9 protein-coding genes are annotated in these 11,332 nt (G+C 43.4%); 5 read left to right on the top strand and 4 right to left on the bottom strand.

Going from position 1 to position 11,332, the window contains the following annotated elements; all coding sequences use genetic code 11:
- Nucleotides 1-53: 53 nt before the first annotated feature.
- The gene (locus AACU32_RS23960; protein ID WP_096603714.1) at nucleotides 54-2,210 is read left to right on the top strand and encodes a polyribonucleotide nucleotidyltransferase; all 2,157 of its coding nucleotides are present in this window, start codon (nucleotides 54-56) and stop codon (nucleotides 2,208-2,210) included.
- A 378-nt stretch (nucleotides 2,211-2,588) separates the two neighbouring features.
- On the opposite strand, the gene AACU32_RS23955 is transcribed toward AACU32_RS23960, so the two are convergent.
- Nucleotides 2,589-3,668 carry a S1 RNA-binding domain-containing protein gene (locus AACU32_RS23955; RefSeq protein WP_339378220.1) on the bottom strand — a complete coding sequence of 360 codons (1,080 nt, stop codon included), beginning with the start codon at nucleotides 3,666-3,668 and terminating at the stop codon, nucleotides 2,589-2,591.
- Between the two features lie 367 nt (nucleotides 3,669-4,035).
- Here AACU32_RS23955 and AACU32_RS23950 point away from each other — a divergent pair, with 367 nt between their 5' ends.
- On the top strand, nucleotides 4,036-4,299 hold the full coding sequence (locus AACU32_RS23950; RefSeq protein WP_045872646.1) for a DUF3146 family protein: 264 nt from the start codon (nucleotides 4,036-4,038) through the stop codon (nucleotides 4,297-4,299).
- 23 nt (nucleotides 4,300-4,322) lie between these two features.
- Here AACU32_RS23950 and AACU32_RS23945 read toward each other — a convergent pair whose 3' ends face one another.
- From AACU32_RS23945 to ntcA, 3 genes are all read right to left on the bottom strand, one after another.
- A complete protein-coding gene (locus tag AACU32_RS23945; protein WP_096608149.1) occupies nucleotides 4,323-4,769 on the bottom strand; it encodes a pre-16S rRNA-processing nuclease YqgF in 447 nt (148 codons plus the stop codon).
- A 229-nt stretch (nucleotides 4,770-4,998) separates the two neighbouring features.
- Nucleotides 4,999-6,492 carry a DUF3084 domain-containing protein gene (locus AACU32_RS23940; protein WP_096603712.1) on the bottom strand — a complete coding sequence of 498 codons (1,494 nt, stop codon included), beginning with the start codon at nucleotides 6,490-6,492 and terminating at the stop codon, nucleotides 4,999-5,001.
- 384 nt (nucleotides 6,493-6,876) lie between these two features.
- Nucleotides 6,877-7,548 (bottom strand): global nitrogen regulator NtcA, encoded by a 672-nt coding sequence (gene ntcA, locus AACU32_RS23935; protein WP_010998529.1) that lies wholly within the window; start codon nucleotides 7,546-7,548, stop codon nucleotides 6,877-6,879.
- Between the two features lie 585 nt (nucleotides 7,549-8,133).
- On the opposite strand from ntcA, the gene fabI reads away from it, so the two are divergent.
- The 3 genes from fabI (at nucleotide 8,134) to AACU32_RS23920 (ending at nucleotide 10,923) form a co-directional block, all read left to right on the top strand.
- Nucleotides 8,134-8,910 carry an enoyl-ACP reductase FabI gene (gene fabI / locus AACU32_RS23930; RefSeq protein ID WP_096603711.1) on the top strand — a complete coding sequence of 259 codons (777 nt, stop codon included), beginning with the start codon at nucleotides 8,134-8,136 and terminating at the stop codon, nucleotides 8,908-8,910.
- A gap of 130 nt (nucleotides 8,911-9,040) precedes the next feature.
- The gene (gene hisB / locus AACU32_RS23925) at nucleotides 9,041-9,685 is read left to right on the top strand and encodes an imidazoleglycerol-phosphate dehydratase HisB (protein WP_096603710.1); all 645 of its coding nucleotides are present in this window, start codon (nucleotides 9,041-9,043) and stop codon (nucleotides 9,683-9,685) included.
- A gap of 251 nt (nucleotides 9,686-9,936) precedes the next feature.
- On the top strand, nucleotides 9,937-10,923 hold the full coding sequence (locus AACU32_RS23920; RefSeq protein ID WP_096603709.1) for an ABC transporter ATP-binding protein: 987 nt from the start codon (nucleotides 9,937-9,939) through the stop codon (nucleotides 10,921-10,923).
- The last annotated feature ends 409 nt before the right edge of the window (nucleotides 10,924-11,332 follow it).

The raw sequence follows: 11,332 nt of genomic DNA, 5'->3' as shown, positions 1-11,332 counted from the left end.
TGTTAGGATTGCCACAGAGAGAGAATAGCGTGCATAGAAGGAAAAAAAACTGAATGACAGAAGTTGATAAGTCAATATCCTTTGACGGACGGGATATTCGACTGAAGGTAGGCCTACTAGCACCCCAAGCTGGTGGGTCGGTTTTGATACAATCAGGGGATACAGCTGTTTTGGTGACGGCTACGCGATCGCAAGCCAGAGAAGGCATTGATTTTCTTCCCCTCACAGTAGATTACGAAGAAAGACTGTATGCTGCGGGTAGGATTCCCGGGGGGATCATGCGGCGTGAAGGTCGTCCACCAGAAAAAACAATTCTTACCAGCCGTCTGATTGATCGTCCCCTGCGTCCACTGTTCCCTTCATGGTTGCGGGATGACTTGCAAATTGTCGCCTTGACATTGTCAATGGATGAGCAAGTACCACCCGATGTGTTAGCTGTGACAGGTGCTTCAATTGCTACCTTGATTGCGCAAATTCCCTTTCATGGGCCTATGGCCGCAGTTAGGGTAGGTTTAGTAGGTGATGATTTTGTCATTAATCCTACCTATGCAGAAATCGAAGCTGGAGACTTGGATCTGATCGTGGCAGGTTCACCAGACGGTGTGATCATGGTAGAGGCGGGAGCCAATCAGTTACCAGAAAGAGATATTATCGAGGCGATTGATTTTGGCTACGAAGCAGTCAGGGATTTAATCAAGGCGCAACAAGATTTAGTTGCAGAACTGGGTCTAGAAATTGTGCAAGCAACACCCCCAGAAGTAGACCAAACTTTAGACAAGTTTATTAGCGATCGCGCTAGTCAAGAGATTAAGAAAATTCTCGCGCAATTTGAGTTGACTAAGCCAGAGCGGGATGCAGCTTTGGATGTAGTTAAGGATAATATTGCTAATGCGATCGCTGAACTTCCTGAAGAAGATCCCATTCGCGTTGCTACCACCGCCAATAGCAAAGCCCTTGGTAACACCTTCAAGGAAATTACCAAACACTTCATGCGCCGTCAAATCATCGAAGACAACGTTCGGGTTGATGGTCGCAAACTCGATGAAGTGCGTCCTGTTTCTTGTTTAGTTGATGTCTTACCTAAGCGTGTCCACGGTAGTGGCTTGTTTAATCGGGGACTCACCCAGGTATTATCCGCCTGTACCCTAGGTACACCCGGAGATGCGCAAAACCTTAACGATGACCTGCAAACAGACCAATCCAAGCGCTACTTACACCATTACAACTTCCCACCCTTCTCAGTCGGGGAAACTAAGCCGATGCGCGCCCCAGGAAGGCGGGAAATTGGACACGGCGCATTAGCCGAGCGAGCGCTGTTACCTGTGCTACCTGCGAAAGAAGATTTTCCCTACGTAATTCGCGTCGTATCGGAAGTTCTGTCCTCCAACGGTTCCACCTCGATGGGTTCGGTATGTGGTTCCACCCTGGCATTAATGGATGCTGGCGTGCCAATTCTCAAGCCCGTCAGCGGTGCAGCAATGGGTCTAATTAAAGAAGGCGATGAAGTCCGTGTTCTTACTGATATTCAGGGTATCGAAGACTTTTTAGGCGACATGGACTTTAAAGTTGCCGGCACAGATAAGGGGATTACAGCCTTACAAATGGACATGAAAATCTCCGGTTTGTCTTTGGACATTATCGCCCAAGCCGTCCACCAAGCCAAATCAGCTAGGTTGCACATTTTGGACAAAATGCTGCAAACCATCGACCAACCGCGCACAGAAACTTCACCCTATGCCCCACGTCTGTTGACCATTAAGATCGATCCAGACATGATTGGTCTGGTGATTGGGCCGGGAGGCAAGACAATTAAAGGCATCACTGAAGAAACAGGTGCAAAAGTTGACATCGAAGATGATGGCACAGTCACAATTTCTGCTGTGGATGAAAGCAAAGCTAAGAAAGCCAGAAATATCATCCAAGGCATGACCCGCAAACTGCACGAAGGTGATGTGTATGTGGGACGAGTGACTCGGATTATACCTATAGGTGCTTTTGTGGAATTTTTGCCTGGGAAAGAAGGTATGATTCACATTTCTCAACTCGCTGACTACCGGGTTGGCAAAGTTGAGGATGAAGTAGCTGTTGGTGATGAAGTGATTGTCAAAGTACGCGAAATTGACAACAAAGGTCGGATTAACCTCACACGTTTAGGTATCCATCCTGACCAAGCAGCTGCGGCGCGAGAAGCAGCAGCAGTAAATCGGTAAATCGATTTGGGATTTTAGATTGAATCTAAAATCCGCGATGCCTTAGGGCAAGGCATCGCTGTATGCTTCTCTAATTCAGCTTTTAAAATTATTAAAGCCGCAGGACTGAAGTCGCGGCTAAAAAACTAACCCTGTGTAGACAGGCTCGATGTAATTAAGTTTAGGTGAATCGCAGCCGCACGACTGAAGTCACGGCTACAAGAATAAAGCCTGCGGCCGCAGGCTAGTGGTTCATCGCATAAGTTATGAAGCGTTGCGAGGGTTCAGATCCCCGACTTCTTTAAGAAGTCGGGGATCTAGCAGCAGAGCAAAATTAATGCGATGAACCACTAGATTGAATTAAATAACATTTTGTAGTCATAAAAAACGTGACTGGCACTATTCACTTTCCAGCTTTAATACGACGTTCTGATTGTATCTTGCCGCCATTTCTTCGGCTTTTTCATAGACAACCAATGGGTCTTTTAACATATCACCTGGTTCAGGCTCTAAATCGCTAGTCGAGAGTGATACTCGCCCTTTTTCAACATCAATCCAGATAATTATTGCTCTTACCCAGTGACCTACTTGAAAAACCTGCTCTGGATGCTCAACAGTTTGTTGAGAAATTGCGTTTATATGTAGTAGCGCAAAATATCCCCCAATATCAACGAAGACACCATACCACCTAATTCCACGGATACTGCCATCTACAAGTTGACCAAGCTTAAACGTTTTCAATCTTGCTTTTGCTAAAGCACTACGATTATAAGATGTTCGTCTTTCTATAAAGTTCTCATGCAGTCCATATTTTTTGTTGATTTCAATTCTTCGCTTCTCATACCAACTTGCATCAAATTCACCTAAAGCAATATCGATTGGTAAATTTTTGTAGAAGCTGACAAGTGCATAAGCTTCTGTGATTTGACCGTTAGCTGTTAATTGTGTAGTCCATAGCAGTACATCATGTAGAATTACCAGCCATTGCTGTTCTAGGGTGAGTTGGTTCCATACGGTTTCACGTCCAGTTTCGGGAACCCTACCATGTCCTCCCCTGTAAATTGCTAAACGTGTTCGCCAATTTTGACCAGATATATTATATGGTTTGAGCAAAGCTCCCCAATTTGTATTGCTCAGATCATCAATGTCTGACCATTGTAATGGTTGATACTCATCTTGAATAAATTTGATGATTCCATGATGAAAAGCCTCGATTAATTCAGAACGCTCAGTAGTAATCTTGAGGCGTGTTGTAGTATCATTCCCACACATCCACGGCTCAATTCGGAATTGCACAAGTAGATCGCTCAAATACTCAGCTATCAGCTCTACTCCATGACCTTCCTCATCTATTATCATTTTTGCGGGTAGTTGGGAGTCTCGAATTTGCCCCAGCCAGATGTACAGTTCTTGATAAGGATCGAATATACATGATGTCCAAATTTGAGTGCAAATATCATCAGCTTCTATCCTGAGCAAAATCGATCCTCGGAAAATACGTTCATTCGAGGATTGCTTCAGGGTCACTCTCATTGATTCAAAACAATATATGGTGAATCACTCACAGTCAAAACCAATTTAGCACAATCTTTTTAAATGTATTGATTGCACTTTGGGGTTGTCAGCCAGCTTCCCGATCAAGGGGAAAATTAGCTCAGCATATAAATGCTGTACAAGCCTATACCGCCACGCAATGCTTCGCGGCACATTCTCCGTATTTATAGGGTATTTTCCTATTCTCTTTTCAAAATACTCATTTTGTCAGTTTCTCAATTTACGCTATGTTTGGTATTAAAAGAATTAGCCTACGTGGTTAACTTTAATTCCCAACTTAACATACAGCATTGTGAGTGCTAAACGTCTGCCAGAAACCATCGCCCATGTCAAAATTACCCGCCAATCTTGGCAACACGGCTTCCTTGAGGGCGAAGTGAGTGCGGGTGAGTATGAATGGCAGTTCCAATGGCATTTTCGCCGGGGAGAACTGTCTGTGAAGCCTTCCCAAGGTCGCGCTTTAATTAAAGAACCTCTGGGGCGCTTCTTGGAGAAACAAGATTACCAGTTGGAGCCTGGAGGCGACTATGCTTTCACTATCCGCGCTGAACTTTAGGTATTCCTAACTATTGTTACCTGTTAACTGTTAACTGATTCGGCTAAACGATTTAAGTACCTTTCAATTAAAAGAATGGCAACAATATCATCTATCGGTCGTGGGGGTTGTCGCATACCCTGGGGTAATAGTTTTGTCAGTCCTTTGGGAGGGTACATTTGCCAATAGCGATCGCGTGCTTCTAAAGTAGTGTAGCGTTCATCAATTAACACAATATTTAGCGGTTCTACTAATTCTTGAAGCAGTCTTTTTTTCCACTGCTTCGCTGTAGTTTGGTCGCCCATCACCATTAAGGATATAGGGAACTGCTGACGAAGGGTTTCAATGGTAGCGATCGCTTCATTTGCAATCACAACTTGGTGATAATGTATTTGCCGATCCAGTCCGATCACCGCCATACCACACTTATCTCGACCGGGATCAAAGCCTAAAATGACTGGTTGTGTCGGTGAGAATTCACGAAGAGTCATAAGCAATTCAAAATTTAAACAATTGGGCATTGGGCATTGGGCATGGGGCATTGAAAACAATTTTGGATTTTGGATTTTAAATTTTAGATTAGAATCCAAAAGACGCTCGTGGACTCGCTAACGCTGCGCTATCGCAAATCTAAAATCTAAAATTCCTTGTCCTCCTTGTCTCCCTTGTCCCCCTTCCTTCATCTCCTAACCCCTCGCCCCTAATCCCTGAATACTTTTTTTAAGTGCTAAAAATAACTTGACCGTTAATTATTGCCACTAACTTTACTCTCAGTGGCCCGGCTGTAAAAGTGTCTTCAGCCGCGATCGCTTTAATCTCTAAAGGTTGATCAAATTGTTTGAGTTGGGCAAAAAAGCGCAGAAAAGTACCTTCTACTTGCACATTTTCAATAATTCCCGCATTACGGGCACGAAATTGGGAAGCGGAAATCAGCAAATCAATCCGCTGTCTTAGCTGATAAGATGTCATGATTTTGGGATCGGCGGTAGTCGTAGCTAGTACCTGTCCCCCAGAAAAGACTAGTTGGTTTTTTGCTGTATCGGTAAAAAATTCTATCTGCTTTTCACCCCTCACGTAATTACCAGCAGAGAAAATTCGGATGACATATTGACGACCATCATTAATCTGCTTGATCAATTGCTCGATTCTATCCTGGGTAACATGGAGTATTTGGACATTATTTCCTGTATTTGTCCCAGGTTCAGCTAATTCGAGGATAGCATTTTGATTAGCTTCGTTGAGCAGTTGGATAACTGCTTGACGGGCTTCTGTGGGTTGGTTAACCTGAACCACAGCCGCAGATAGAACTTGGCCTCGCACCAAAGCCAATTTCCCTAAACGTAGGTCACGGTAAGACTGATAATATTTTTCCAGCCTAGCAACTTCCTGCTCTAGGTAGTTCTGTTGCTTTTCCAATTCTTTGAGACGAGATTCTCGTTTAGCAATTACCTGTTCACGGGTTGCAACTTCTAAATTGCGCTGTTGAATCAGTTTATCTAACTGGGAAATTTTTTGGTCTCGCTGTTCAATTGCTTCTTGGCGGTTGGCGAGTTCGCGATCGCGGTTAGCAATAGCTGTTTTGGCTTCGTCAATCGCTTTTTTTGCTTCGGCGTAGAGTCTTTGGCGTTCTATCTTCCGTTGTTCGATTTCCGCCAAGAGATTCTTTTTCTCGTCGTAAACGCTTTGCAGTTCCGCTATTGCTTTTTGATATTGAGCTACAACTTGTCCTAGTTGAGTTTGAGTGCGGTTTAATTGAGCTTGGGTTTGGGCTTGTTGAGTTTGAGTACGGTTGAGTTGGGCTTGGGTAGCCTGTTGTTTAGCATTCGCCGCTTGTAAGGACTGATTAATCGCTTGTAAGTCTTTTTGAGCTTGGGCTTGTGCTGTCCTCGCTTGGTTCAACTCACTTTCTACTTGACTTTTCTGGGTTTCTGTGGTTTTTAGCTGTTCGCGTTTATTTCTCAGATCCCTTTGAATATCCTCTAACTCAAAAACCCCTTTGCGCAATCCTTCATCCGCAGCAAATAAAATTGCCAGAGTTGATGCTGAAATTAAAGTACCAGTAAAAATAGTTACTACTACTGCCGTATTTTTAGGACGTAACTTAAATAGAGAGAGGCGCGCCTTGCCAACTCGTGTGCCGATGCGATCGCCGACAGTGGCAAGCATGCCCCCCAGAATTAAAATTGCTGCAATGAGGATGTACCCGGTGGTCATCTTCAGCTACCGAAATGCTTCCAGATACAGCCTACTACTTTCAACCATTTTTTGTGGGGGATATAGAGATTGACAATAGCTGAATTTACTTGCTTGGCGTGTCATTTGTCAGTTATAGGGGTTTAGCAATGCTAAACCCGTACTTGTCAGTTGTTTTTGATGAAAGTTTTATGCACCGTTTCCTTGTCGCAGCCCTGCGGTCTTTTTGGTTTCCACTCTGGAGCAACTGGACTGGCGGTACATAGATTCAAAGCAACTGACCGCTGACAACATCAAGAGTCCGCTTTTGGGTGGAGATATTTAGTCAATTTTGAGATCTACCTCCATTATCGGTGTTATCTCTCAAAACACAACACCTGCCACCTCTGCTTCCCCCAATTGCTTTTAAGTGAATTGCCTACTTAAGGTAACAGGTTTATGCACAGTAATCTTTTTTTTGTGGATAGAAATCATTTTTTTCTCACGTAAATCTCCAAGTAACCTAGTCACCGTAACGCGAGTAGAACCGATTGCTTCCGCGATCGCCTGATGAGATAGCTTCAGATCAATTGTGATCCCATCAGCGCAAGGAACACCAAAATCTCGACAGAGAATTAACAAAAAACTTACTAACCTTGAACCCATATCTCGGTGTGCAAGAGTTTCAATCATCATCTCTGTTTGTAAAATTCGCGAAGACAGACCTCGCAGCATTAACATTGATAATTCTGGGTTTTCCTTGAGTGCTTGCTCCACCTGTTCAATTGGAGCTGACAGTAATTCTACAGGGGTAAATGCAACGGCATGGTAAAATCTATCGGACTTGTTTCCTGTCAGCAATGACAGCACACCAAAAACGCTATTTTCCCGCAGCAGTGCTACTGTGATTTCTTCTCCTGCTTCATACACCCTAGAAAGCTTAACAGCACCTTTTAAAAGAAAATAAACTCTTTCAGCAGGATCGCCAGGAAAAAAGATCGTTTTATTGCGTTCAAACGTTTCTACAACCGGCGGAAACGCTCCAGTTGCCATCTGACGAAAAACATTTGCTAGGGCTTTATCTTGTGTCACGATCATCTCCCTTCCCCTACCCAATGCCGGAAAAACAAAAACTGATTACCTAAGAATACACCTGAAAAATCAATAAAGCACCGTCAACCTTTCTGTACTTTCCTATACTCAAAATTCCTGCTTCCCAGTTATTTGTTTATCATGATACATAATTATTGATATTTTTAGCTAGTACTTTTTGAAAAGCTACATATCATAGGTGTATTCAACAGGTTTTTTAAAGATAAAATCAAGATATCTTGAGAATTTATTAAGAAATAAACAGTAATTTTATTGCATTTCGCGTGTCAGTTGTCATTTGTCAGTTGTCAGTTGTTTTTTTGGATCTGGTTTAATACCACGTCCCCTTGTCGGCGGTTTTTATATATTTTTTCCACTGTCCACTGTACGGGCGGGTTCACAGATATCCTCACCGATCAACAATGATTTAAATAAACCCGCCCCTACAAAAACTCCGATTCTTGAGTGGAGTTTTTTATTGTTGTAAATACTCTTACCAATAATCATTTTTACAAATCCTGTGTAAAACAAAGTCAAAGTAGCCTCAGATTCTAGTATGCTCTAGCATGATTGTTCACATGAAAAATTTATATGCTCAATCTGACTGGAAAAAATGCCCTAGTTACAGGTATTGCAAATAACCGCTCAATCGCCTGGGGAATCGCTCAACAACTACACAAAGCTGGAGCGAACTTAGGTATTACCTATTTGCCAGATGAGCGAGGCAAAATGGAGAAAAAAGTTGCCGAATTGGTAGAACCCCTCAACCCCAGCTTATTCCTGCCATGTGATGTCCAAAACGATGAACAGATTCAGTCTACCTTTGAAACCATCGGCAGTCAGTGGGGAAAGCTAGACATTCTTATCCACTGTCTTGCTTTTGCTAATAAAGACGATTTGAGCGGAGATTTTAGCCAAACATCACGTACTGGCTTCAGCACAGCACTACAAATTAGTACTTATTCACTAGTACAGTTAAGTGGTGCAGCCAAACCGTTAATGACCGAAGGCGGAAGTATCCTCACCCTCTCATATTTAGGTAGCATTAGGGCAATCCCTAATTATAACATTATGGGAGTCGCCAAGGCAGGTTTAGAAGCAAGTGTACGTTACCTAGCTGCTGAACTCGGCCCACAAAATATTCGGGTAAATGCCATCTCTGCTGGCCCCATTCGTACTTTAGCCTCTAGTGCGGTGGGAGGCATTTTGGATATGATTCATCATGTGGAGCAAGTTGCACCCCTGCGACGTACAGTCACCCAGTTAGAAGTAGGAAACACTGCGGCTTTCTTATGTAGCGATTTGTCCAGCGGAATTACTGGGCAAGTCATATATGTGGATGCAGGATATGAAATCATGGGAATGTAGTTAGTCATTGGGCATTGGGCATTGGGCAATAGTCAATAGTCCTCCTTGTCCCCCTTGTCTCCCTTGTCCCCCTCATCCCCCTCATCTCCCTCATCCCCCTCATCTCCCTCATCCCCAATCCTCATTAGCTATGCAAATCAGTGATCGTCAAGTTAACATCTCCCAATACGACCAATCTAGTCCCAGCCCTCGGATTGCTTCTGTTCATCGCACTACTGGTGAAACCGATGTTCAAGTTACGGTTAACCTCGATGGTACAGGAATCTGTAAGGCAGCAACTGGCATTCCATTTTTGGATCATATGCTGCATCAAATTGCCTCCCACGGTTTGATTGACTTGGATGTACAAGCAAAGGGAGACTGGGAAATTGACGACCACCACACTAACGAAGATGTGGGCATTACCCTAGGGCAAGCTTTGAGTAAAGCCCTAGGCGATCGCAAAGGCATTATCCGCTTTGGCAATTTCCTGGCACCACTTGATGAAGCATTAGTTCAAGTAGCACTGGACTTTTCTGGAAGACCTCACCTCAGCTATGGTTTACAGATTCCTACCCAGCGGGTGGGAACATATGATACCCAATTAGTACGGGAATTTTTTGTAGCAATAGTGAACCATAGCCAATTGACACTGCACATTCGTCAGCTAGATGGCATTAATTCCCATCACATTATTGAGGCAACATTTAAAGCTTTTGCTAGGGCAATACGGATAGCTGTGGAAATAGACCCCCGTCGTGGGGGAATGATTCCCAGTTCTAAAGGGGTTTTGTAAAGCAGGCAGGGGAGCAGGGGGCAGGGGGGACAAGGGAAGGAGGATAAGGGGGACAAGGAGGACAAGGGGGACAAGGGGGACAAAAAAGACAAGGAGGACAAGGAGGACAAGGGAAACCTATGCCCAATACTTCTACTTGCGAGAGTACAAGTGCCCCATGCCCCATGCCCCATGCCCATGTTAGTTCTTGCTAATCAATGGGTAACCTGTAATTGATAACAAGTTACTGCCATAAGGTGCATGGAAGCAAGATGAAGTCTGTTGTAGATGCTCCTGATTCTCAACTGAATACTCCCGATACTCCGCCAGTAGTATTAACTTCTGAGTTGCGAAAAGTCTACCGTACTGGCTTTTGGATGCACCAAAAAGTTGTCTCGCTCAAAAGTTGCTCTTTAATTGTTTACCCTGGAGAAACTTTTGGACTATTGGGACCGAATGGTGCAGGGAAAACTACACTGTTAAAATTATTACTGGGAATTATCCGTCCTAGTTCTGGGCGGGGATTATTGCTGGGTAAACCATTAGGCGATCGCAGCGTGAAGCAATATATTGGTTACCTGCCAGAAAATCCTTATTTATATGACTATCTCACTGGCTGGGAATTTTTGCAGCTAGCAGCGGGGCTATTTCAAATTCCCCATAGTTTACAACGTCAACGCATTCCCCAACTCTTAGAATTAGTTGGTTTATCTCAAGCTGATGCGCGAAAAAAACAGATGCGTCGCTACTCCAAGGGGATGCTACAGCGTGTAGGTATGGCACAGGCCTTGATTAACGATCCGGAGTTAATCTTTTTAGATGAACCCATGTCTGGTCTTGATCCTGTGGGACGCTACCAAATGCGAGAAATTATCCTCAAACTCAAAGCCGCAGGTAAGACAATATTTTTCAACAGCCATATTCTCTCTGAAGTAGAACAATTGTGCGATCGCGTTGCAATTCTTTCCCAAGGTGAATTAATTTGCACTGGTTCTTTCCAGGAACTTTTAGGAAATGAGAGCGTTTATCATATTAAAGGGATAGGTGGCGATCGCGAAATTATCCAACAATGGATACCCAGTATCGTCTTTAAGGCTGATGGTTCTTGGCAAGGTACACTACAACAAGATAATTACTATGATTTTCTTGCTAGTCTTCGTCCTAGTGGTGGACAAGTCGTTGCTATGAACTTGTCTCGTACCTCCTTAGAAGAGTTTTTCATCCAACAAATTCAACAAAAAAATCATCCTGTTAAATAATTCAACTAGCTAATAACTAAACACTGGCTGGAAAATAGGGCATAGCGCATTGGCTTAGGCTGCGCTCAGGACAAGGGTCGTTGGTAGGGATGGCAAGCTTTTTGATATTATCTCCAAACTCCCTCATCGCCCCTGATCTCTCTATTCCCCACTTCCAGTCATCACCAGATAAATAGCAACTTATGTTAATATCATTTGTCTGTGAAGATACAATTAAATATTCATAAACCAACCGCCAAGATGCCAACAACACCAAGGAAAATATCGGTGTTAATTAACTGCAAGTTTATAGAGAATTTTTATCAGTTGCTTCAACTTTAAGTTAGCTTTACTAAAATTTTAAGCTGAATCAATAAATACCCCTCCGGAAGGTCAAGTTTTTCTAAGAAAATAAGAATGTTGGAGAGCT

The organism is Calothrix sp. NIES-2100 (assembly GCF_963875285.1).
Lineage (GTDB): Bacteria > Cyanobacteriota > Cyanobacteriia > Cyanobacteriales > Nostocaceae > Aulosira.
The sequence above is the reverse complement of the archived record's forward strand: the minus strand, read 5'-3'. Positions and strand labels throughout refer to the sequence as shown.

Excerpts from the sequence above, each read along its gene's own strand:
- AACU32_RS23940 (WP_096603712.1), bottom strand. The coding sequence starts at position 6,492 with ATGACCACCGGGTACATCCTCATTGCAGCAATTTTAATTCTGGGGGGC.
- ntcA (WP_010998529.1), bottom strand. The coding sequence starts at position 7,548 with ATGATCGTGACACAAGATAAAGCCCTAGCAAATGTTTTTCGTCAGATG.
- hisB (WP_096603710.1), top strand. The coding sequence starts at position 9,041 with ATGCAAATCAGTGATCGTCAAGTTAACATCTCCCAATACGACCAATCT.
- AACU32_RS23920 (WP_096603709.1), top strand. The coding sequence starts at position 9,937 with ATGAAGTCTGTTGTAGATGCTCCTGATTCTCAACTGAATACTCCCGAT.
- fabI (WP_096603711.1), top strand. The coding sequence starts at position 8,134 with ATGCTCAATCTGACTGGAAAAAATGCCCTAGTTACAGGTATTGCAAAT.
- AACU32_RS23960 (WP_096603714.1), top strand. The coding sequence starts at position 54 with ATGACAGAAGTTGATAAGTCAATATCCTTTGACGGACGGGATATTCGA.
- AACU32_RS23945 (WP_096608149.1), bottom strand. The coding sequence starts at position 4,769 with ATGACTCTTCGTGAATTCTCACCGACACAACCAGTCATTTTAGGCTTT.